Genomic DNA, 21,717 nt, shown 5'->3' on the forward strand with positions numbered 1-21,717 from the left:
CTCGGCGCGGTGCCCGGGGTGACACTGGACCCGTGACCGACGACGCCACGAGCCGCGCCAAGGCCGAACTCCGACCGCAGCTGCTGGCCACGCGCCACGCCCTCTGCGCGGCCCGGGATCGCAGCGCCGACAACCACGCCGTGGCGACCCTTGCACGCCGGCTCGTGGAGGACCTTGGCCTGGCCGCCGGGTCGACGGTCGCGGCCTACGAGGCCATGCGAACCGAGCCGCCCACGGCGGCGACGATCGACGCGCTGGCCGCGCACGGCATACGCGTCATCGTTCCGATCACGTTGCCGGACAACGACCTCGACTGGTGCGTTGCCGAGGACGAGCGGCGTATGCCGTTGGGTCCCGACGCGATCTCGACCGCCGGTCTCGTCCTCGTCCCGGGACTGGCGGCCGACCGGTCCGGCGTGCGACTCGGCCGCGGCGGCGGAAGCTACGACCGGGCGCTCGCCCGTCGCGGAACGGACGCCCGGGTCCTCGTGGTCCTGCATCCCGGAGAACTCCTCGACGCAGCGCTGCCCGCCGACGACTTCGACCAGCCCGTGGACGGGGTCCTCACGGCGGACGGCGTCACCCTGCTCTGAGGCGCGACCCCGCGCGAGCCGATCGGTCAGTTCGTCTCGGGCACGAGCGTGAGTTCGTCCTCGGCGGCCTGACGCACAGCGTCCTCCGTAAAGGGCCATGGGTGCTGGCGACCCTTGACCCAGTCTTCGGTCTGGTCGTCGTAGTGGCCGTTGAAGGCGTGCCCACTCGCACCCGTCTGGTTGATCCACGTCGAACGATCGAGGTCACCGAGGTCGACAACCATCCGCATCGACGGCGCCCAGTTCGTCGCGTAACCCTCGCTCGCGTCCCAGCCGTTCGCGTTGACGATGGACGAGCCACCACCCATCCGGTAGCCGCCGCGGTTGAAGATGGCCCGCACGACACCCGGCACCGATTCCCCACCGAGGACCTGGTGCTCGAGCTCCAACGTGTGCAGGGTTCCCCAGCGCCAGTCGTCGGGGTCCTTGCCGAGGCGCTTGGTGAGTTCGAGGCGGGCCTCGACCTGTGCCTGGCGGAGGATCTCGTCGCGGCCCTCGGTGATTCCCGCCGTCTGCCGGTTGTCCCACCACGCACTCTTGGGGTTCTCGATGAGACGGGTGACCGCGGCCCAGTAGCGGCTGCCCCCGTTGGACCGGAGGTCCTCGGGCACCTCGTCGTTGAAGAGAAGTTGCATGAGGTTGGACCACACGGCGTTGTAGTAGGCGGCCGCAGCTCCGGCCGGCGAATCGTCGGAGGGGGTCGTGTAGTCCCAGTCGCGGAGGAGGTCCTGCGCCTCACGCGTGAAGGCCACCTCCTGGTCCGAGTCGTCCGGGCCGCGCAGCGGGACACTGAGCAACGCCTTGACCAGGGTGGGAGCGACCTGGTTGCGCGTGTCCACCTGCATGTCGGCCATGTCCTGGACCGACACCTTGCCGCCGTCCCGGGTGTCCTGCTCGATGAGTTCACGGATGCGTTGCGCCCGGTAGCCGTAGTCCCACTCGGTCGTGAGGAAGGGAGTGCTGCTCGCCGTCACCGCCTGGTTGGCCGCAACGATGAAGCCCTCGGCAGGGTCGAGCGTCGAGGGCATGGCCTCGAACGGCACGTAACCCTTCCAGTCATAGGCCTCGTCCCAGCCGGGCGCGGGCCAGTAGCCGGGAGGTGCACCCGGGAACGCGGAGGTGCGGACCGGCACCTGGCCCGGCGCCTGGTAGCCGATGTGGCCGTCGACGTCGGCATAGACGAGGTTCTGCGCCGGGACGGCGAAGGATCGGGCCGCCTCGCGGAACTGCGCGAAGTCCTGGGCGATGTTCATCTGGAAGATCGCGTCCGCCGTCTTGCTCGGCTGCAGACCCGTCCACGCCATCGACACCGCGTAGTCCTGACCGGGACCCGAGGTTCCCTGGGACTCGGGCACCGGTGAGCGCTCGCCCGCGTCGTCGAGCGTGTCCAGCACGTCGGACAGGAGCGGGCCGTGTCGCGTCGACCGGACGGTGATCGCCTCGTCCGCCCTGCCGGCGACCTTGATGACCTCACGCCGGGTGTCTAGGGGTTCCCACGTCCCGTTGCGCAGCGCCCGCTCACCCTCGAGCTTCTCGAGGAAGAAGTCACTGACGTCCGGCCCGAGGTTGGTGAAACCCCACGCAATGCGGTCGTTGTGCCCGATGACGACGCCCGGGACGCCCGAGAAGGAGAACCCGGCCACGTCGAGCGGGCAGGCCTCGGAGCGCTCCCGGCAGTGCAGGCCCACTTGGTACCAGATGCCCGGCTGTCCGGGGGCGAGGTGCGGGTCGTTGGCGAGCAGTGGCTTCCCGGTGGCGGACTTCTCGGGCCCGACGACCCACGAGTTCGAGCCGATGCCGTCGCCCCGGCCCAGCAGCGCAGGGACGGCATCGAGCGCTCGGCCCACGGCGGCATACGCGCTCTGCGCCGAGGGGGACGCCACGTCGCGCGGCGGCACCGGACCGGAGGACGAGGGCGGCGTCACCGTCGACGTGCCCTCGGCCAGGGACGGCGGAATGGCGGACGACCGCTGACCCATGGCCGTCGCCGGGCTCCAATCCGTGGCCGACAGGATCGGCTGGTTCGCGTCGTCGTACGGCGGATAGAGCTCGGCGATCTGCGCCGGGCTGATCCGGGTCGAGAGACGGGCGCGGGCGAGCTCGTCGGAGTAGTCACCGCGCAGGTCCCAGGCCATCGCCTTGAGCCACGCGATGGAGTCGGCCGGCGTCCAGTCCTCGATCCGGTAGTCGTCGACCTGCATGCCGAGCACGGCATATTCGAGCGAGGCCTGCGACGGCGAGCGGCCGCGCAGGTAGGCGTTGACCCCGTCCGCATAGGCCTGGAGATAGGTGCGCGTCGACGGCGCCAGCGTCGGCAGCTCCGCCTCGGCGACCCGGCGCCACCCCATCGTGCGGATGACCTTGTCCGTCTCCAGACCCGCCTCACCGACGAGTTCGGACAGCCGGCCGGACGTGATGTGACGACGCAGGTCCATCTCGAAGAATCGGTCCTGGGCGTGGACGAAACCCTGCGCCTTGGCGATGTCGGTGACGCTGTCGCCATAGATCTGCGGCACGCCGCGCTCGTCACGCAGGACGTCGACCTTGCCGCTCAGCCCGGGAACCCTGACCTGCCCCTCGGTCTGCGGGAACGAGCGCCGCACGAGCGAGACGCCGACGATCGACAGGACGAGAGCGGCCACGACGATGACGCCGAGGACGCTCCACGCCACCCGGCGGGCAACACGGTGGGAGGTCACCCTGCGAGACTAGGACAGCAAGAGGAGGCGACGAACGAGGACGGGCCGTGGTCGATGCGCTGAGTGTGCACACCGCACTCAGTGGCGCGCCCGGGATCCCAGCCCTCGCCGCGGGCTTCACTGCGGTCGAGGAGGCCGGGGACCTCCACGCCCTCTCGGTGGCCCTGCTCGTCGGCGCCGCGGTCCTCATCACGTCGATCGCCGCCGTGCGCCTGTCGACCCGATCGGGATTGCCCTCGCTCCTGCTCTATCTCGGCATCGGCCTCGCGCTCGGCAATCGCGGGTTCGGCATCGACTTCTCCGACGAGGAGCTCACCCGGGTCCTCGGCTACGCCGCACTCGTCCTCATCCTCACCGAGGGTGGCGTCACGACGAAGTGGGAGTCGATCAAGGGCGCCCTCGCACCCGCGGCGGCCCTGGCCACCGTCGGTGTCGTCGTGTCCATCGGGGTCGTCGCCGTCGCCGCGCGGTTCGTGCTCGACATGCCCTGGAACATCGCGCTTCTCATCGGCGCGATCCTCGCTTCCACCGATGCGGCCGCCGTCTTCGCCGTGCTGCGCAAGGTCCCGCTGCCCCGACGGATCAGCGGCATGCTCGAGGCCGAGTCCGGCTTCAACGACGCGCCGGTCGTGCTCCTCGTGACCGCCCTGTCCGTCCAAACGGCCACCGTCGCCGACACGTCATGGACCTCGATCGGCGTCACCGTCGTCGTGGAACTCGTCGTGGGATCCATCGTGGGCCTCGCCGTCGGGTGGCTCGGAGGTCGTCTCATGGCGTGGGTCGCCGGCGGGTCCTCCGCCCTCTTCGCCATCGGCGTGGTCACGATCTCGGTGCTTGCCTACGCCGCCGCCGACGTCGTGCACGCCTCAGGGTTCATCGCCTGCTATCTCGCCTCACTCGTCCTCGGCAACATGGGCCTCCCCCACCGCGCCTCGATGCTCGGCTTCGCGACTGCCCTCGGGTGGGTCGCGCAGATCGGGCTGTTCGTCCTGCTCGGCCTGCTCGCCGACCCGGCCGGCTTCCCGTCGCAGGTCCTCCCCGCGCTCGTGCTCGGCCTCGTCCTGCTCCTCATCGCGCGGCCGCTGTCCGTCATCGTGTCCACGACCCCCTTCGGTCTCGACTGGCGGACCCAGGCCTTCCTGTCGTGGGCGGGGTTGCGCGGCGCCGTCCCCGTCGTGCTCGCGACCGTGCCGCTGATCCAGGGGACACCGGGTGTCGAGTGGATCTTCAACCTCGTCTTCGTCCTCGTCATCATCTTCACGATCGTCCAGGCGCCGACCCTGCCGTGGGTCGCGCACCGACTCGGCCTCGACCAGGCCCACCACTCCGTCGACCTCACCCTCGAGGCCACCGCCTTCGACGACATCGGTGCCCACCTCATCGAGGTCCGCGTCGGTCCGACGTCCCGCATCGCCGGCGTCCAGGTCTATGAACTCCGCCTCCCCCCGGGTGCCAACGTCGCCCTCGTCGTGCGCGAGGGCCACTCCCTCGTCCCGAAGGAGACCACGCCGCTCCGGCGCGGCGACCAGCTCCTCATCGTGACCCCCGCCGCCGCGCGTGCCGCCGTGGAGAAGCGCCTGTATGCCGTGAGCCGTGGCGGTCGCTTGGCCGGCTGGGCCCCCTGACCCGACGCGTCGCCGGCCCGCCTTCCGCGGCGGGCGGGGTTCCTCCCGACCTGCAGTGCCGTACGACCATGTACCTCCGGACATGCAATGGCCCCCACCGCAGCGCGATTCCAGCACGGTCCTGCGGCCCGGGCCGGTGATCGGCCGGCCACTGCATGTCCGGAGGTACGGGCGCCCAGGACACTGCATGTCCGGAGGCCCGGGTGCGTCAGGGCCCGGACCGCGGAAGGTATGCCGGCCGCGATCGGCGAGCGGACGGCATACCGGAGCATTCCCTGACGTTCCGTATCCTTGGAAACGCTCACCCGCAGTGCCAGGAGGAAAACCCGTGCCCACGTACGCCTACGCGTGTCGCGACTGCGACCACACTTTTGAGGTCGTGCAGTCCTTCAGCGACGACTCGCTGTCCGTCTGCCCGGAGTGCGACGGCACCCTGCGCAAGGTCTTCAACTCCGTCGGCGTCGTCTTCAAGGGCGGCGGCTTCTATCGCACCGACTCGCGTTCGGCGTCGAGCAGCAGCACCCCTGCGGCCTCCTCGTCGAGCTCGCCGAGTTCGTCCGACTCGGGTTCGAGCAGCACGTCGAGCACCAGCTCGTCCTCGAACTCCAGCACAGCCGCCGCCTCGGCCTGACGCCTCCCCTCTACGTCCTCAGCGGGGCCGTTGCCCCTTGCGGTGCGGCTTGCGGTCGGGTCGACCCGGCCGGCCGCGGTCCTCACGCAGCTCGATGAGCTGACCCGAGATGCGGGTGTCGCGCAACTTCTCCCACGTCCCCGCAGGCAGGGTTGCGGGGAGTTCCACGAGCGAGTGGTCCGCGCGGATGTCGATCCGGCCGAAGTCCTGACGGCCCAGCCCGCCCTCGTTGGCCAGGGCACCGACGATCTGGCGCGGCTCGACGTGCTGGCGCCGCCCCACGGCGATGCGATAGGTCGTCATCGGACCGCCCGGTCCACGCTTGGGTCCGCGGTCGCCACGGTCACCGCGATCGCTCCGCTCGAACCGGTCGCCGCGCGCCCCCCGATCGTCGTCACGATCGCGCCGCGGCGGGCGCACCGGCTCAGGGTCGAGCAGCATCGGCTCGTCGCCCTGGAGGACGATCGCGAGCGCCGCGGCGACATCTGACTCGGGCACGTTGTGCTCGCGCACGTAGTGGCCGATGACGTCGCGGAAGGCGTCGAGGTCGCTCGAGGAGAGGGCCGCGGTGATGCGGTCGTCGAAGCGGGTCAGGCGCGTGGCGTTGATGTCCTCGACGCTCGGGAGCGGCATCTCGGTGAGGGTCGTGCGTGTGGCCTTCTCGATGGCCTTGAGCAGGTAGCGCTCGCGCGGCGTGACGAACGAGATCGCGTCACCCGTGCGACCGGCGCGGCCGGTGCGGCCGATGCGGTGGACGTAGGACTCGGTGTCCGTGGGGATGTCGTAGTTGACGACGTGGCTGATCCGTTCGACGTCGAGACCGCGGGCGGCGACGTCGGTGGCGACGAGGATGTCGAGCTTGCCCGACTTGAGCTGGGTGACCGTGCGCTCGCGCTGCGCCTGCGCGACATCACCGTTGATCGCTGCGGCGGAGAACCCGCGCGCCCGGAGCTTCTCGGCGACCGTCTCGGTCTCGTGCTTGGTCCGGACGAAGATGATCATCCCCTCGAAGTTCTCCACCTCGAGGATGCGGGTCAGTGCATCGATCTTCTGGGGGTAGGACACGAAGAGGTAGCGCTGGCTGATGTTCGGCGACGTGGTCGTCTTGCGCTCGACGGTGATCTCGAGGGCGTCGGTGAGGTACTTCTGCGAGATCCGCCGGATCTGGCTCGGCATCGTCGCGGAGAACAGCGCCACGTGCTTCTCGTCCGGGGTGTCCGCGAGGATCGTCTCGACGTCCTCGGCGAAGCCCATCTTGAGCATCTCGTCGGCCTCGTCGAGCACGAGGAAACGCAGCTCGGACAGGTCGAGGGTGCCTTTGTCGAGGTGGTCCATGATGCGTCCGGGCGTGCCGACGACGATGTGGACGCCACGACGCAGGGCGCTGAGCTGGACGCCGTAGCCCTGCCCGCCATAGACCGGGAGCACGTGCACGCCGGGCATCCGCGATGCGTACTTCTCGAAGGCCTCGCAGACCTGGAGCGCGAGCTCACGCGTCGGGGCGAGGATCAGCGCCTGGGGTGTCTTCTGCTTGAGGTCCAGGCGGCTGAGGATGGGGAGCGCGAACGCCGCCGTCTTGCCCGTGCCCGTCTGCGCGAGACCGACGACGTGCCGTCCCTCGAGCAGTGCGGGGATGGTCGCGGCCTGGATGGGCGACGGAGTTTCGTAGCCGACGTCCTGGAGGGCCCTGACCACCCGGTCGTCGAGACCGAGGTCGGCAAAGGTGACCTGCGGGGGCTCGGACTGCGCCTCGGGCGGCGTGCTGTTCTCACTCACGTTCTGACCGTAGTCGTCGCCGGCCCACTTCGGCGAGCGCCGCTCCCGTGAGTGGAGAAGCCGGTATGCCGGGTGCCCGGCTTCCACAGGCGGCCCGCCTCGCCGTCGTTGTCCACAATCGGGCTCCGCGCCCTGTCGGGGGCCGGGCTGGTCGACCTAGCGTCGTTGGCATGCCACGCCCACGATTTGCCCTCCCCCTGCCTCGTCGCCCCGCCGTGCTCGGCCCCTCACGTCGCGCGCGGTGGCGTCGGTGGGCGCTGCGTCGGATGGCGGCAGCGCTCTGCGCGGTCGCCGGGGTCGCGGTGCTCGTGGGCGTGGTGCGACCTCCGGCGGCGCCGACCCGACCCGTCGTGGTGGCGGCGCGGGCGGTGCCGGCCGGATCGCTGATCGCACCCAGCGACGTCCGCGTGGTGCGCCTCAGCGAGTCCGTGCCGCTCGTCGGGGCCCTGGCCCGGCCCGACGCTGTCGTCGGCCGCCAGGTGGCGGGCCGCCTGGAGGTCGGCGAGGTCATGACGCCGAGCCGGCTGGTGCCCCGGACCGTGGCCGACGGTCTCCCCCGGGGCACGGTCGCCGCGCACGTGACGGTAGCCGATCCGGGGGTACTCGACCTCGTGTCCGCCGGTCGACGGATCACGCTCTTCGCAGACACCGGCGGCCCGGCGTTGGCCCAGGATGTCCTCGTGCTGGCCGTGGACACGCCCGAACGGGCAACGTTCACCGGATCGTTGCCGGGCGGGGAAACCCTCGCGCGGGGCCTCGTGGTGGCGCTGAATCAGGCCGAGGCAGAGCGCATCTTCGCAGGTCAGCGCCCAGAAGGCGGCCCTCCCACGGTGCTCGCGGTGGTCACGCGCTAACCACGGTCGGTCTCGGGTGGCAACTGCCCCGACGCTGAGCGGCGAATCACCATCGGACAACTTGTACGGTAGTCGCGCTTCGGCGATTTGCACGTCGGGCACATGTTTCCGACAGAAAGGACAGAAACCATGAATGGCTTCAAGGACTTCGTGCTGAAGGGCAACGTGGTCGACCTGGCAGTGGCGGTCGTCATCGCTACGGCCTTCGGCAAGGTCGTCGAGGCGATGGTCAAGATCATCATGGAGATCGTGGGCAAGATCGGTGGGACGCCCGACTTCTCCAACTGGACGCCTGGCGGCCTCTCCATCGGCGCCTTCCTCACCGTCCTCATCTCCTTCCTCATCCTCGCCGCGGTCATCTACTTCTTCGTGGTCAAGCCCTACACGGCTGCCAAGGCGCGCTTCTTCCCGGACGAGCCGGCCGAGGACGCGGTCGACCCGAACACCGAGCTCCTCAAGGAGATCCGCGACAGCCTCCGCGCTCGCCCGGGTCTCTGATCGGGATTCACTCCCTGATCAACTGATCACCGTCCACGGGGCGGGAGTCACCACCACGGTGATTCCCGCCCCGTGTCGCGTCCCCCAGACTTCGCGCCGGTTTCCCCGTCCGGCTGCCTCCAGGGCGTGCCGTCGGGGTCGCGGAACGATTCAGGACCAGTGCGGCGGGCGGTTCTCGCGCAGCCAGCGCGCCGAGGCATCGTCGTCGGCTCGGTCGCCCCAACCCTCATCCGTGTCGTCGCGGGTCTGGTCGACTCGCCCGCGTCGGCGTCGAGCCCTGGCAGCAGTCTCGGCAGCGTCTTCCGGTTCGACCCAGGCCCCCGCTTCGTCCCCACCGGCGGTCTCACCCGCAGCCTCGCCTCCGGGCGCGGCCACGCCACTGAGGTCCTGGCCGCCTGTCTCCTCGACTGGGAGAGCCGGCCGACTCGTGACCAGACCTTCGTCTGAGCCCACTCGCTGCGGCGTGCTCGACGCGCGCCGCGACCGCCGGGTCACTGTCCCCCACGCTCCGCGAGGTCCTTGATCCGCGCGACGTCCCGCGCGGGGTCACGGAAGGCATCTCGAGTCCAGACCCGCAGGTGCTTCCAGCCCAGTCGGGTGAGGTGCTCGGCGCGCAAACGGTCCCGGTCGCGAGGACTGGACATCCCGGCATACTGCGGTCCGTCGGACTCGACCGCGACGGCAAGGCGACCGGGGCGGTGCGGGTCCTCGACGGCGAGGTCGATCGGGTCGGCCGAGGCGCCGTAGCGCTCGTGCACGACCAGCCCGCCCGCGCGCAGTCGGCGGGCGAACTCGGCCATCACGACGGATCGCGGCTCCGCACCGGACGCCTCTCCGGATGACGCACTCGCTGGCGCAGCCGCCCGGGCACGGTCACCGTCACGGTCGTGATCGGTTGCCGACGCGGCGTGGGACAGGAACTCGCGCAGCATCTGGGCACCGCGCGCCTTGAGCCGCTGCGGATCGAGTTCATCTGCGCTGATGGACGACACCACCGTCATGCGCTTCTTGGCGCGGGTGATGGCGACGTTGAGGCGGCGCTCGCCACCCTCTTGGTTGAGCGGCCCGAAGTGGTGCAGGACACGCCCGTGCGGCGTCTTGCCGTAGCCGATGGAGAGGATGATCGCGTCGCGCTCGTCACCCTGGACGCGTTCGAGGTTCTTGATGAAGAAGCGCTCGTGGACGTCCTCGGTGAAGAAGGCCGACACCTTGGGGTCGAGTCCCACGAGGGCCCGGCGCAGCGCGTCATCGAGGCGTTGCGTGTGCGCCAGCCCGAGGGCGATGACTCCGAGGCTTTCGCCGGGGCGCGTGCGTGCGTGTTCGAGGACGAGTTCGACGACGCGGTCCACCTCGGCCTGCGTCGTTTCGACGCTGCCGGCACCGTCGGCGACGACACCAGCCCCCTCGACCAACTCATGCCGCAGGACCGAGTTCGAGGTGGTGCCGGGGAAGGTGACGAGCGACCCGTCATAGACGTGCTGGTTGGCGAAGTCGATGAGGCGTTCGTCCTGCGACCGGTAGTGCCAGGTGAGGCGACGGCTCGGCAGCGTTGCGGCCATGACGTCGAGGATGGATTCGACACCCTCGGTGAGGGCGTCGTCGGGGGTCGCGTCACCGACGTCGGTGACCGTGGTGAAGAACGACGTCGGAGGCAGCTGCCGCGCGTCACCGGCGAGGACGACCTGGCGAGCGCGCGAGATCGCGGACACCGCTTCGGCGGGGGGAATCTGGGAGGCCTCGTCGAAGACGACGACGTCGAACCACACCCCCGGCGGCAGCACCGATGCCACGACCAGTGGGCTCATGACCCAGCACGGACGGACCGCCGTGAGCAGGTCGGACGCCACGGGCAGCAGGTCGCGCAGGGGACGGTGGCGGCGCGACTTGGCCCCCTCTGCCCGGATGAGGCTCTCCTGCTCGGGCGCCTCGGCGAGGACCCGATCCACGTTCGCGCGGATCGCAGACCGCACGCGAGTTGCGTTCTGCTGCAACACTTCTCGGTCCGCCTCGGCGAACTCGCCCACGGAGCGTCGGAGGTCGTCACCATCGTGAGCCCCCACGCGCGGGTCGCGCAGGGCGATGTCGTCGAGCACGGAGCTCCACCACACGAAGTCCGCCTCTGCCGGGACGTCGTCCGCGCTCACCCCGCGTCCGGACAGGTCGTCGAGCAGCGTGCCGAGACCGGCTTCGCGCAGCGACTCGACGGGCCCGATGACCGACGGGACCACCGCGAGCCGCTCGGGCGCACCGGCGAGCACAGCGAGTCGCGCGGACAGTTCGTCTCGCGGCACGTCGAGCAGCGACCCCGACGGCTCCGTCGCCGGCACGCGTTCATCGAGCCAGGTGAGGTCCTCGACGAGCGAGGCGTGCGCCGACACTGCGCGATCGAGGTCGGCGGGCATTTCGGGCCGCCCACCCGCACCGGCCATCTGGCGCCAGGCGGTGCGTTGCTCGCTGGCCCGGAGCAGAGCCGCGTGCAGGTCGGCCGGCGGGTGCCCCGGTCGGACGTAGCGACGGACCTGCTTGCGCAGGCTCCGCCGTTCCCACCATCCGAGGTCGGCACCGACGGAGGACCGGTATGCCGCGGTGCCGGTCGCCGCGACGAAGTCACCCAGGGGCACGTCGAAGATCTCGGGCCGGAAGGTCTCCAGCGTGTCGCGGACCCGGGCCAACGTGTCGAGGATGCGGCCCCAGTCGCGGACTGTGCGCGAGGCGGGGAGTTGGAGGCCGGCGAAGACCTCTTCGAGGGTCGATCCGACACCGTCGATGGCGTCACCGGACCAGCGCTCGACGAGCTCGCGGGCACGCATTGCCTCGTCGGGGGTGCGAACCGTGGCACCGAACCACGGGTCGTCCTCGTGGTCGGTCCGCCAGGCCCCGAGCGAAGCGATGCGGGTGAGTTCGCGGGTGAGCACCTCATAGCGGTCCCGGGGCAGCGACTGGAGTGCGTCGCCGCGGATCCTCACGTGCGAACGAGGCGGACGTTCACCCACGCCCAGTCCACTGATGGCTTCCTGAACGTCGTGGACCGAGACACCCCAGGGGTGCCGGGGTTCGTGCATGGCGGCGAGGTGCTCACGCAGCACCGAGGCAGAGGAGCGCAGCCGGTCCACCTCACGACTCGGCGGGTCCGCGGGCCGCTTGGTGCGGCCGGGGAGCGCCTCGGCCAGTTCGGTCGCAATCCGGCGGCGACCGCGAGCGCCGTCGTGGAGGTCGAGGACCAGGTCGCCGAGCCCCACGCGGTCCAGCCGCCCGACGACAGCGTCGATGGCGGCGCGCTTCTCCGCGACGAAGAGCACGCGCTTGCCGTCGGCGGCGAGGTTCGCGACGAGGTTGGCGATGGTCTGGGACTTGCCGGTGCCGGGAGGTCCGTGGATGACGAGGTGCGCGCCCGTGCGCGCGGCCTCGATGGCCTCCTCCTGGGAGGAGTCGGCGTCGAGGACGAGCATTCCGTGGGCGGGGTCGGGGACGTGGTCCGTCGGGCGGGGCGGCAGCTCGTGCCGGACCGAGCGCAGCGCCGTCGGGTCACCGGCCATCGCGGCGATGACGTCGTGGTCGGCCAGGGCGTCGCCCTGGGCGGCGAGGTCGGCGACCATCGGCAACTTGGCGTAGGAGAAGGTCCCCAGCACGATCCGAGGGGCGACCTCGAAGTCGGGGACATTCGAGCACGCTTCCTGCAACGCGGAGAATGCCGGATAGGGGTCGAAGCCCCCGGGCGTCTGGGTCAGCGCCTCGAGCCGGTCGGAGTCGATGTCGAGGCCCTGCTCGGAGGTCAGGTAGTGCTCGAGGACCGGGTTGAACTCGATCTCGTCGCCGAGATCCAGCTCGTAGTCGTCGTGTTGCGGGGTCGTGGGCCGCAACGTGCAACTGCGGAGCAGGATCGGGGCGGTCGGCTGGCGAGCGGCCTTGGCCGCGCCCCGCCCCAGGCTCCACGTCGCCATGCCCACGGCGACGAAGCCGGTGTCGATGCCCCGCTCCTCGCGCAGCTCACGTGCCTTGCCGGCGATGCTGCGGGCCCTGCGCCGGGCCTCGTCGAAGGCCACGGGCTCGCGCACGAGGTCGGACAGGCGGGTCGGGCGACCCGCGAGCAGCATCGACACCCCGCCGGGGTGGGCCGTGGTCAGGTCGAGCGTGCCCGTCGGCAGGTCGCGGTACCACAGCAGCGTGTTGCGTCCGCCGAGATCGACGAGGTGCTTGGTCCACGCCGAGACGGCGTGACGGACTCGCTCGGCCCGCGTGTCCACGTCTGGCTGCGGTCCGTTGTCACTCACCGCAGCAGGCTAACAATGACGAGCCGGTATGCCGGGTGCTGCACACGGTGCGTCCCACCGGACCCGCGTGGGTCGCCGATTCAGGCGGGCGGGTCCGCGGCCCCGGATCCGCGCAGCACGAGGGCGGACACGGCGATCAGGGCGGCGATCCCGAGGGCACCGAGTGCCAGGGCGTGGAAGCTGGCCACGTCGACGACCACTCCGGCGAGCGCGCCTCCCCCGCCCGCGGCGAGTCCCATCACGAGGTCGCTGGCGCCCTGAGCACCCGGGCGCTCGACGGTCGGCACGGCTGCGGTGAGGAGCGTCGAGCCCGACACGAGCGTGCACGACCACCCGAGACCAAGGAGGAACAGGGCGATGAGCAGCCGTGTGGAGTGGCCCTGTGGGGCGGTTGAGGCGAGCAGGGTGGCTGTCGCGAGGATGCCGGCACCGACGAAGGCGACCGTCCGACCACCCAGCCGGTCGACGGCCATGCCGGTCAGCGGCGAGAACGCGAACATGCCGAGGATGTGCATGCTGATGACGAAGCCGATGACGGTGAGGTCGGCGTGGCCGTGCCGCATGTGCAGCGGGGTCATGACCATGACGCTCACCATCGTCACGTGCCCCAGCGCGAGGGTGAGGACGCCCAGAAGCGCCTGCGGTCGGGAGGCGATGACGCGCAGTCCTCGGCCGATGGAGCCGTGCGTCTGGCTCGACGCCGTGGGATCCGCCGCCGCGAGTCGGCGCCGCGCCTCGAGCAGCGGATCGGGCCGGAGCCTCGTCAGGAGCACGGCAATGGCCAGCGTCAGCCCGACCAGCGAGAACACGAACGGCCCGGTGAGCCGTGGGATGCCGAGCCACTCCGACACGGGCTGGCTCGGACCGACGAGGTTGGGGCCGAGGACACTCCCGATCGTCGTCGCCCACACGACGAGACTGAGGTCCCGCCCACGGTGAGCGGGCTCCGCGAGGTCGGCCGCGGCATACCGGGCCTGATTGTTCGACGCAGTCGACCCACCGAAGAGGAGGCTCGCGGCGAGGAGGAGGGCGAAGCTGCCGACGATCCCGGAGACGATGAGGCCCAGCGCGCCGATGAAGGACAGGGCATAACCGAGCGCCAGCCCCGGACGGCGTCCTCGCGCGGCGCTGACTCGCGCGAGCGGGATGGCGATGAGGGCCGAACCGATCACCTGGAACGTCGACCCGAGCCCGGCATAGGTCGGCGACCCGGAGACCTCCTCGGCCAGCAGCGCGCCCACGGCCACGCCACTCGCGAGCGAGACCCCGCCGAGGATCTGCGACATCGACAGGGTCGCGACGGTGCGCTTCTGGATCGGGTCCGGTTGCGTCGCCGTAGGGCTGGGGTTGGATGCCGTCACCGAAGTGAGTATGCCGTCCGCACCCGACACGGATTCGGGTGCCCGTGGCGCTGTCCTCTAGGCTGGCCTGCGGCCTCCGGGCCCTTCCCGCCCTCGTAGCTCAGGGGAAGAGCACTTCTCTCCTAAAGAAGGTGTCGCAGGTTCGAATCCTGCCGGGGGCACGCACGAAAACCCGCTGTGACCAGCAGGTTTTCGTCCTTCGGTCCCCCGCGCCGGTTGCCAGAAGTGGACACGGATTGCCCCTTTTTTGGCACGCTTAAGGCACGTATATGGCACGGCCGACGGGGCACGGCCGACTCTGAGGAGGTCGCCTGTGGCTGGCCGCAACAGCCGAAGTGGGTTCGGGAGCGTCCGGCGGTACCGGTCCGGGATATCACGCCAAGGGCACCCGACCCGAGTGCGGTGTCGGACCCCGTCGACCAGCCCTCGAACTGGCCATCGACGGGGTCGTCCCCGACCTGAAGCTGCGGGAAGCAGGGGTTCGAGCAGAGCCCATTGAGCGTCGGTCAGGTCATGGCGAGTGGTGGCGTCTATCGTGGCCATCGAGGCCTCCCGGAGAGCGGATGTGCATTGACACCACCTGCGTTACTCCGGGGGCCGCACCCATGCCCAGGCGACACGCTCAAACCTCACCAGCCACTTTCGTAACAGGCCCTAGTCCTGGCCTCGAGTGTGGCCGTGGCGGCGTCAGGCGGTGGCTTCGAAGTGCAGCCGTAGCCCGAGTGCGTGGGCGACTTTCAGGACCGTAGCCAGAGAGGGGTTGCCGTCCGCGGAGAGGGCCTTGTACAGGCCTTCGCGACTCATCCCCGCCTCGCGAGCGATCTGGCTGAAGTTGCGGGATCGGGCGATCGCGCCGAGGGCGGCGGCGATGACGCTGGGGTCGTCGTCGGCGTCGTCGAGGACGGCCTCGAGGTAGGCGGTGACGTCCTCGAAGCTGTTCAGGTAGTCGGCGCTGTCGAAGGGGGCGAACGTCTCGTTGCTCATGGTCGGCTTCCTCTCCACTCGTCGGCGATCTGGTGCGCGGCTCGGATGTCGGCGTCCTGGCTGGACTTGTCACCGCCGGTGAGCAGCAGGATGACCCGGTCGCCATCCTGGAGGTAGTAGATGCGGTAGCCGGGGCCGTAGCTGATCCGCCGTTCGGGGACGCCGCGGCCGACGGGTTTGACGTCTCCGGGGTTGCCGGCCGCAAGTCGGTTGATCCGGACCAGTACCCGCGCCCGGGCGCGGGGGTCCTTCAGTTTTCTGAGCCATCGGTCGAAGGTTCCGGATCGGATGACCTCGGCCATGTGTTTACTGTAGTTGACACCTATGGCGGCAGCAACACGCGCCCGTCATCCACGCCGACGTGGACGACGCAGGTCGACCGGCGACCGAGGGCGCAGCCGGGCAGCCTTCATGTCGTTACGGCAGCTCGGGTTCTGGGTGCGCTCGCTCGAACTCCTGGACAGCGCTGTCGTCGATCAGCCCCTCCTCAGCAAGCCAGCTCACGGCTCGGGCGTGCGCCCGGGCATCCTGAAGCCGTGCCACGGGGAGATCAGGTCGGGATGGCGCTGGTAAAGCTCGTGCTTGAAACGCGGAACGCGCCCTTGCCCTGCAGAGCGCGGTGCAGGGCCCTCGCCGGCGGCCCTGTCACTGATGCCGTCCGCGAAGTCGGCCACGTCCTGGCACCAGACGTACGGAGGAAGGGGATCGATGAGAATGCGATCCAACTCGTCGAGCTCGACGGGTTCTCATCGTCCACGCCGGTGTCGCTGGTCCAGAACGCGATCTCGCCCGGGGGCTGAACAGCTTGGTCCCATGTCGCCGGGCAGCTGGTGGTGCCCCCCGCTTCTCGGACTCGAGTGGGCAGCCTGAACTGAGGATTGAACAGGCCATGGTTTCGGGGCGTGTTGGCCGTGTCGTCACCGCACGCCTGAGGTTTGCCGCCCCGAGCCTGGCAGCCGCCTACAGGTTTCTCAGACTCCTTGGCGGGCGGCGACGACGCCGGGCCCGCGGGTGGCAGGGACTAGCTCGCGCAGGCCGGGGAGCACCTGGTCGGCGAAGGTGGAGAGGAAGCGTTCCTGGTCGTGGCCCGGCCCGTGCACGACCAGGTGGTCGAACCCGAGGTCGGTGTACTCCTTCAGGGCGTCGACGATGTCCTGCGGGTCGGAGGCCACCACCCAGCGCCCGGCCACCTGCTCGATCGGCAGCTCGTCGGCCGCCCGCTCCATCTCGGCGGGGCTGTGGATCGAGTGCTTCTGCTCGGCCGTCAGCGACAGCGGCGCCCAGAACCGGGTGTTCTCCAGCGCCCGCTCGGGATCGGGGTCCCACGACACCTTGACCTCGATCATCCGGTCGATGTCGTCGTGCGCGCGGCCCGCCTTGTCGAGCCCCTCGTCCACCGCGGGGACCAACTGGTCGGCGTAGAGCTCGCGCCCCTTGCCCGACGTGCAGATGAACCCGTCGGCCACCCGCCCGGCATAGCGCGCCACCACGGGGCCGCCCGCCGCCACGTACACCGGCACCGGCTCGTCCGGCCGGTCGTAGACCGCGGCGTCCTCGGTGCGGTAGAACTCGCCCTCGAAGGTCACCCGGTCCTGCGTCCACAGCTCACGCATCAGCCGCACCGCCTCGCGCAGCCGCCCGAACCGCTCCTTGAACTCCGGCCACTGGCCCTCGCCGACCGACCCGACCGCCACCTCGTTCAGCGCCTCGCCCGTGCCGACCCCGAGCATCACCCGACCCGGCGCGAGGCACGCCATCGTCGCGAAGGTCTGCGCCACGACCGCCGGGTTGTAGCGGAAGGTCGGCGTCATCACCGAGGTGCCCACGAGCACCCGCTCGGTGCGCGCCAGCACCCACGACATCCACGCCAGCGAGTTGGGGGCGTGCCCACCCTCGAGCCGCCAGGGCTGGAAGTGGTCCGAGATGGTGACCGAGTCCAGCCCGAGCTCCTCCGCGAGCACCGCCTAGGACGCGAGTTCCCCGGGCGCGAACTGCTCCGCCGACGCCTTGTACCCGACCCGCGGACCGTCCGGCTTCGTCATGGCGTGGTGGCACCCGCGTGGGCACCGAGCGCCTCGCGGGCGTCGTCGGGCACGGCCACCGAGGGCCTGCGGCTGCGCTGTTCGTGCAGCGCCAGTCCGACCACGGAGGCGAGCACCATGACGAACCCGACCCACTGCGAGGCGGTCGGCCGGGCGCCGAGCGCAGCCACCCCGACCACCACCGCGGACAGCGGGAAGGCGAGCTCGGCGAGGGTGGCGCGCGATGCCGGGGTGTGGCCGAGAGCCCGGTAGTACAGGACCAAGGCGAGCAGCCCGGGGAACAGCGCCAGCAGGACGATGTTCACGACGGCGTCGCCGCCGACCGCGAGGGAGGTGCCCGTCACCATCGCGGTCACCGACAGGGCCACGAAGCCCAGGGCGAACCGCAGCGCCGTGAGGTCGGAGAACGTCAGCTCGGCGCTCGCGGCCCGGCCGAGCACCGTGCCGGCCGCCCACAGCGCCGCGGCACCGATCGCGAGCAGCGCCGCCTGGGCGCTCGAGACCGTGACGCCCAGCGGGTCGGCGAAGGCCAGCAGCCAGGCCCCGACCATCGCCGGCACGACGAACCACAGGTAGCTGCGTCGCAGCCGCTCGCCGAGGAGCAGCGCCGCCAGGGCGATCGCGATGAGCGGCTGCAGCTTCTGCAGCACCTGCGGGGTCACCGGGTCACCGAGGCGGAAGGCCGCGGTGAACATGACGGTGGCCAGGGCCGAGGAGCCGACGCCGATGACGAGCACGCTCACCTTCGTGCGGGTCGAGGCCCGCACCACCCGGGGCACCGCGGGCACCAGCCACCACAGCGTGAGCACGGTGAGCACCAGGTGCTCCCAGAACACGATCGTCAGGGACGGGTACTCCTTGGCCAACGGGCCCCGCCACAGCGACGAGATGCCCCACAGGGACGCCGCGACCGCGACGAGCCAGGTGCGGTCTCCGCGTCCGGAGGTGGTCGTGGTCGTGCTCATGCGTCGGGCTCCTCGGCGTCGCGCGGGTCAGGAGGTGGGTCAGGAGGCGTCGACCTTCGGCATGATCTCCTCCTTGAGCCGCTTGAGGTCGTCGAGCGTCTTGGAGACCGGCACGTCGGCGAACGGCGGCCACAGCAGCGGCATCGTGAGACCGGCCTCCTTGTACCGCTTGAGCATGTCGGTGATCTGGTCGGCCGTGCCCACGAGGATGTTCGAGACCTTGCCGTTGTCGCTCTGGTCGACCTCGGTGTCGGTGATGGTGAACCAGATCATGCTGCACATGTCGAGGTCGTCGATGGACTTGCCGAGCGCCTCCAGCTCCCGGGCGATGGCGGTGCGCCACTCGGTTAACTCGCGGGGAGTGTCCTGGATGCCGATCCAGCCGGCGAGTCCGTACTTCGCCACGCGGTTGGCGGAGCGCTTGGGGTCGCGCAGGCCGCTGAAGTAGATGGGCGGGTGCGGCGACTGGACCGGCTTGTGCCCGAAGCCGCAGGGCTCGAAGTCGGCGAACTCCCCGTGGTACTCGAAGAGGTCGTTGGTCCAGATGCCCTTGCAGATCTCGATGGTCTCGCGCACGTGGGCGTGCCGGCGGGGGAACTTGTCGGCGGCGCTCGCGGCGGCGAACTCCTCCGGCATCCACCCCGACCCGATGCCGACGTTGAGGCGGCCGTTCGAGAGCTGGTCGATGGTAGCGCACTCCGCGGCGAACACCCCGGGGCCGCGGAACGGAGTGTTGGTGATGCTCATGCCGATGCGCACCTTCTCGGTGCGGGCGGCGAGCCAGGGCAGCAGGGGCCATCCCTGGAACCACTTGCCCCGCGACTCGACCGGCAGCTGCGTCGGGAACTCCTTCATCATGCCGAAGGAGTTCTGCAGCTCGCCGCGGTCGGACGCCTCGGGGACGACGACCCGGTCGAGGGTCCACACGGAGTCGAAGTCGAGCTCCTCCGCGAGGTCGGTGAGGTCCGCGAGCTCCTGGACCGTGACGTGGTTGCGGAAGGTGGGCAGGTAGAGGGCGAGCTTCATCGGTCACATCTCCTCGGGGCGGTCGTGGCCGGGCCGGTGGGGTGGTACTGCGTTTCCGTCAGGCCCTTGTGAGGTAGACAACACAGGGGGCGAGGGCCGCGACAAGGGGCGCCGTCATCATGGTTTGCTCAACGCTGCTGCGGGGGCGGCCCGTCCGTGAAGCGTTGCCGCAGCTCGCGCTTGAGCACCTTGCCGTAGTTGTTCGTGGGCAGCGCCTCGACGAAGTGGTACTCCTTGGGGCGCTTGTACCTAGCGATGCGGTCGAGGCAGGTGCGGTCGAGGTCGGCGGCGGTGGGGGCCGGGTCGTCGGGCACCACGAACGCCACCACCGCCTCGCCCCACTCCGGGTCGTACCGGCCGACGACGGCGACCGAGCGCACACCCGGGTGCGTCATCAGAGCCTCCTCCACCTCGCGGGGGTAGATGTTCATCCCGCCGCTGATGATGAGGTCCTTCGAGCGGTCGTGGAGGGTGAGGAACCCGTCGTCGTCGAAGCTGCCGACGTCGCCGGTGTGCAGCCAGCCACCGCGCATCGTCTCGGCGGTCTCCTCCGGCTGGTCCCAGTAGCCCGCCATGACCACCCGCCCGCGCACGACGACCTCGCCGGCCTCCCCGGGGGGGAGCTCGCCGTCGTCCAGGTCGACGACCCGCACCTCGACGTCGGTGCGGGGGAACCCCACGCCCTGCATCCGTGCGCGCCATCTGGGGTGGTCCCGGTCGGCGTGGTCGGCCATCGACAGGCCGGTGATCGTCATCGGCGTCTCGCCCTGCCCGTAGATCTGGGCCAGGCGCGGGCCGAACGTCTCCAGCGCCTGCTCGAGGTCGGCGAGATACATGGGGGCGCCGCCGTAGATGATCGTCTTCAGCCCCGAGAGGTCGGCACCGGCGAGGGCCGGGTCGCCGGCGAGCCGCGTGACCATGATCGGCGCGGCGAAGAACGACATGCCGCGCCAGCGCGCGAGCAGAGTGAGCAGCTCCGGGCCGTCGAGGGCGCCGGATGCCGGGAACACGCTCGCCGCTCCCTTGGCGACGTGGGGCAGGCCGTAGAGGCCGGAACCGTGCGAGAGCGGCGCCGCGTGCAGCACGCAGTCCTCCTCCGCGACCGGCCCGATGTCGGCGTAGTAGCTGAGCGAGGCCATGAGCAGGTTGCCGTGGGTGAGGGTCGCCCCCTTCGGGCGTCCGGTGGTGCCGCTCGTGTAGAAGAGCCAGGCCGGGTCGTCCGCGGCACGGTCCACCAGGGGCATTGCGTCTGCGCCGAGGAGCGCGTCCCACCCCGGACCCGGGACGACCAGCACCGACCGCACCGACTCCACGCTCTCCTCCAGCGGGCCGACGTCGTCGAGGTGCTCCTCGTCGGTGAGCACGAGGCTCGTGCCGCTGTGGCCCAGAACGTAGGCGATCTCCTCACGGTGCAGCCGCGCGTTCACCGGCACCGCGACCAGCCCCGCGTGCCAGGCGGCGAACTGTGCCTCGAGGTACTCGGGCCGGTTGCGCATGAGGATTGCGACGCGGTCGCCGGGGGCCAGGCCGCGGTCGCGCAGGCCGGTCGCCGCGGCGGCGACACGCTCGGCGAACTGCGCCCACGTGGCGTGCACCTCGTCCCCCACCGCCAGGGCGGGCGCGTCACGCCGTCGCCGTCCGTTGCGCTCGACCCAGGTCGCCAGGTTCATGCGGCCAACCTCTCCGCCCTCGACCTCGACGTCAAGGCGCTCCCGCCCGCGTTGATCCGACGGTGAGAAAGCCGTCGTAGCGTGACGGGTCCACGGTCGGCCACCCCTGCCGACCCCGTTAGGGAGGGCCCCAATGAGGCTGTCCGCCGACGAGGCCCGCCGACGCCTGGCCGGCCAGGTGCACGGGGTGCTGTGCACGCTGCACCCCGAGCGCGGCCCCGACCCCCAGCCCGTCGTGTTCGCCGTGAGCGACGACGACTACGTCGGGGTGCCCATCGACACGGTGAAGCCCAAGCGGGCATCCCGGCTGCAGCGCGAGGACAACCTCGCCGCCGACCCGCGCGGCTCGCTGCTCGTCGAGTGGTGGGAGACCGAGGACTGGTCGCGGCTGTGGTGGGCCCGGGCGCAGCTGGAGCACGTGCCCGACCCGCCCCGGCACGTCATCGACGCCCTCGCCGACCGCCTGGCGCACACCGTGCCGCAGTACGCCGACAAGCCGTTCCACCGGGTGCTGGTGTGCCGCATCGTCGGCGTCACGGGGTGGGCTGCCAGCGAGGAGGCCTGAGCGCCCCCTCCCCCGGGTCCGTCACCCCGGCCGCCACCGCGGGCTCGGCAGTCTCGAGCACCGCGGCGGTCCGCACCCCCACCCCGAGCCGCCGTGCGGCCTCCAGGTCGGCGAGCGTGTCGACGTCGTGCCGCGCGCCGGCAGGGGCCTCGGGCAG

Annotated in this window: 17 protein-coding genes, 1 tRNA gene and 2 pseudogenes; 8 read left to right on the forward strand and 12 right to left on the reverse strand. The window is 70.7% G+C overall.

Features of this window, described 5'->3' with window-relative positions; translation table 11 throughout:
- The first annotated feature begins 32 nt into the window (after nucleotides 1–32).
- Nucleotides 33–593 carry a 5-formyltetrahydrofolate cyclo-ligase gene (locus N803_RS14970; protein WP_035906786.1) on the forward strand — a complete coding sequence of 187 codons (561 nt, stop codon included), beginning with the start codon at nucleotides 33–35 and terminating at the stop codon, nucleotides 591–593.
- A 26-nt stretch (nucleotides 594–619) separates the two neighbouring features.
- Here N803_RS14970 and N803_RS14975 read toward each other — a convergent pair whose 3' ends face one another.
- Complete coding sequence (locus N803_RS14975; RefSeq protein ID WP_052112345.1) at nucleotides 620–3,292, reverse strand: penicillin acylase family protein; 2,673 nt, start codon at nucleotides 3,290–3,292, stop codon at nucleotides 620–622.
- Nucleotides 3,293–3,339: 47 nt separating this feature from the next.
- Between N803_RS14975 and N803_RS14980 the strand changes: the two genes are divergently transcribed.
- Together N803_RS14980 and N803_RS18100 are read left to right on the forward strand one after the other, a co-directional pair.
- A complete protein-coding gene (locus tag N803_RS14980) occupies nucleotides 3,340–4,917 on the forward strand; it encodes a potassium/proton antiporter (RefSeq protein ID WP_035906790.1) in 1,578 nt (525 codons plus the stop codon).
- A gap of 328 nt (nucleotides 4,918–5,245) precedes the next feature.
- On the forward strand, nucleotides 5,246–5,548 hold the full coding sequence (locus N803_RS18100) for an FmdB family zinc ribbon protein (protein ID WP_084764587.1): 303 nt from the start codon (nucleotides 5,246–5,248) through the stop codon (nucleotides 5,546–5,548).
- A gap of 18 nt (nucleotides 5,549–5,566) precedes the next feature.
- Here the strand turns inward: N803_RS18100 and N803_RS14985 are convergent, their stop codons facing one another.
- Nucleotides 5,567–7,324 carry a DEAD/DEAH box helicase gene (locus tag N803_RS14985; protein ID WP_035906843.1) on the reverse strand — a complete coding sequence of 586 codons (1,758 nt, stop codon included), beginning with the start codon at nucleotides 7,322–7,324 and terminating at the stop codon, nucleotides 5,567–5,569.
- Nucleotides 7,325–7,494: 170 nt separating this feature from the next.
- Between N803_RS14985 and N803_RS17665 the strand changes: the two genes are divergently transcribed.
- The 3 genes from N803_RS17665 to N803_RS15000 all read left to right on the forward strand — a co-directional run bounded on the left by N803_RS17665 (nucleotide 7,495) and on the right by N803_RS15000 (nucleotide 9,123).
- A complete protein-coding gene (locus tag N803_RS17665; RefSeq protein WP_169743106.1) occupies nucleotides 7,495–8,178 on the forward strand; it encodes an SAF domain-containing protein in 684 nt (227 codons plus the stop codon).
- A gap of 129 nt (nucleotides 8,179–8,307) precedes the next feature.
- Nucleotides 8,308–8,676, forward strand: a complete 369-nt coding sequence (gene mscL / locus N803_RS14995; RefSeq protein WP_035906793.1) for a large conductance mechanosensitive channel protein MscL — start codon at nucleotides 8,308–8,310, stop codon at nucleotides 8,674–8,676.
- Between the two features lie 159 nt (nucleotides 8,677–8,835).
- Nucleotides 8,836–9,123, forward strand: coding sequence for a hypothetical protein (locus N803_RS15000; protein ID WP_035906796.1), 288 nt, complete (start codon nucleotides 8,836–8,838; stop codon nucleotides 9,121–9,123).
- A gap of 44 nt (nucleotides 9,124–9,167) precedes the next feature.
- On the opposite strand, the gene N803_RS15005 is transcribed toward N803_RS15000, so the two are convergent.
- Nucleotides 9,168–12,947, reverse strand: a complete 3,780-nt coding sequence (locus tag N803_RS15005) for an AAA domain-containing protein (protein WP_035906799.1) — start codon at nucleotides 12,945–12,947, stop codon at nucleotides 9,168–9,170.
- 80 nt (nucleotides 12,948–13,027) lie between these two features.
- Entirely contained in the window at nucleotides 13,028–14,308 is a 1,281-nt protein-coding gene (locus tag N803_RS15010; RefSeq protein WP_035906846.1) for an MFS transporter, read from the reverse strand.
- Between the two features lie 89 nt (nucleotides 14,309–14,397).
- Between N803_RS15010 and N803_RS15015 the strand changes: the two genes are divergently transcribed.
- Nucleotides 14,398–14,469: transfer RNA gene (locus tag N803_RS15015), tRNA-Arg, on the forward strand.
- 208 nt (nucleotides 14,470–14,677) lie between these two features.
- Here N803_RS15015 and N803_RS18105 read toward each other — a convergent pair.
- The 7 genes and pseudogenes from N803_RS18105 to N803_RS15050 all read right to left on the reverse strand — a co-directional run.
- A pseudogene (locus N803_RS18105) lies at nucleotides 14,678–14,851 on the reverse strand (transposase); the annotation flags it as partial.
- A 144-nt stretch (nucleotides 14,852–14,995) separates the two neighbouring features.
- On the reverse strand, nucleotides 14,996–15,292 hold the full coding sequence (locus N803_RS15020; protein WP_035906801.1) for an addiction module antidote protein: 297 nt from the start codon (nucleotides 15,290–15,292) through the stop codon (nucleotides 14,996–14,998).
- Entirely contained in the window at nucleotides 15,289–15,594 is a 306-nt protein-coding gene (locus tag N803_RS15025; RefSeq protein ID WP_035906802.1) for a type II toxin-antitoxin system RelE/ParE family toxin, read from the reverse strand. The genes N803_RS15020 and N803_RS15025 overlap by 4 nt, the downstream gene beginning before the upstream one ends.
- 669 nt (nucleotides 15,595–16,263) lie before the next feature.
- Nucleotides 16,264–17,334, reverse strand: a pseudogene (fgd, locus tag N803_RS15035) (glucose-6-phosphate dehydrogenase (coenzyme-F420)).
- A complete protein-coding gene (locus N803_RS15040) occupies nucleotides 17,331–18,299 on the reverse strand; it encodes a DMT family transporter (RefSeq protein WP_035906805.1) in 969 nt (322 codons plus the stop codon). Before N803_RS15040 ends, fgd begins: the two are co-directional and overlap by 4 nt.
- Nucleotides 18,300–18,338: 39 nt before the next feature.
- Nucleotides 18,339–19,325, reverse strand: a complete 987-nt coding sequence (locus N803_RS15045; RefSeq protein WP_035906806.1) for an LLM class flavin-dependent oxidoreductase — start codon at nucleotides 19,323–19,325, stop codon at nucleotides 18,339–18,341.
- A 128-nt stretch (nucleotides 19,326–19,453) separates the two neighbouring features.
- Nucleotides 19,454–20,995, reverse strand: a complete 1,542-nt coding sequence (locus tag N803_RS15050) for an AMP-binding protein (protein WP_035906807.1) — start codon at nucleotides 20,993–20,995, stop codon at nucleotides 19,454–19,456.
- Nucleotides 20,996–21,128: 133 nt separating this feature from the next.
- Between N803_RS15050 and N803_RS15055 the strand changes: the two genes are divergently transcribed.
- Nucleotides 21,129–21,560: a pyridoxamine 5'-phosphate oxidase family protein gene (locus N803_RS15055; protein ID WP_035906809.1), complete on the forward strand. Its 432-nt coding sequence runs from the start codon at nucleotides 21,129–21,131 to the stop codon at nucleotides 21,558–21,560.
- Here N803_RS15055 and N803_RS18755 read toward each other — a convergent pair.
- Nucleotides 21,529–21,717 (reverse strand): hypothetical protein (locus tag N803_RS18755; protein ID WP_035906811.1); only part of this gene is annotated, 189 nt, incomplete at its 5' end. The genes N803_RS15055 and N803_RS18755 overlap by 32 nt on opposite strands.

The sequence above is a fragment of the Knoellia subterranea KCTC 19937 genome (genome assembly GCF_000768685.1).
GTDB lineage: Bacteria > Actinomycetota > Actinomycetes > Actinomycetales > Dermatophilaceae > Knoellia > Knoellia subterranea.

Bases quoted from the DNA above. Each gene is read 5' to 3' on its own strand.
- N803_RS15040 (WP_035906805.1), bottom strand. From the start codon at position 18,299: ATGAGCACGACCACGACCACCTCCGGACGCGGAGACCGCACCTGGCTC.
- N803_RS15055 (WP_035906809.1), top strand. From the start codon at position 21,129: ATGAGGCTGTCCGCCGACGAGGCCCGCCGACGCCTGGCCGGCCAGGTG.
- N803_RS15025 (WP_035906802.1), bottom strand. From the start codon at position 15,594: ATGGCCGAGGTCATCCGATCCGGAACCTTCGACCGATGGCTCAGAAAA.
- N803_RS15050 (WP_035906807.1), bottom strand. From the start codon at position 20,995: ATGAACCTGGCGACCTGGGTCGAGCGCAACGGACGGCGACGGCGTGAC.
- N803_RS17665 (WP_169743106.1), top strand. From the start codon at position 7,495: ATGCCACGCCCACGATTTGCCCTCCCCCTGCCTCGTCGCCCCGCCGTG.
- mscL (WP_035906793.1), top strand. From the start codon at position 8,308: ATGAATGGCTTCAAGGACTTCGTGCTGAAGGGCAACGTGGTCGACCTG.
- N803_RS15020 (WP_035906801.1), bottom strand. From the start codon at position 15,292: ATGAGCAACGAGACGTTCGCCCCCTTCGACAGCGCCGACTACCTGAAC.
- N803_RS15045 (WP_035906806.1), bottom strand. From the start codon at position 19,325: ATGAAGCTCGCCCTCTACCTGCCCACCTTCCGCAACCACGTCACGGTC.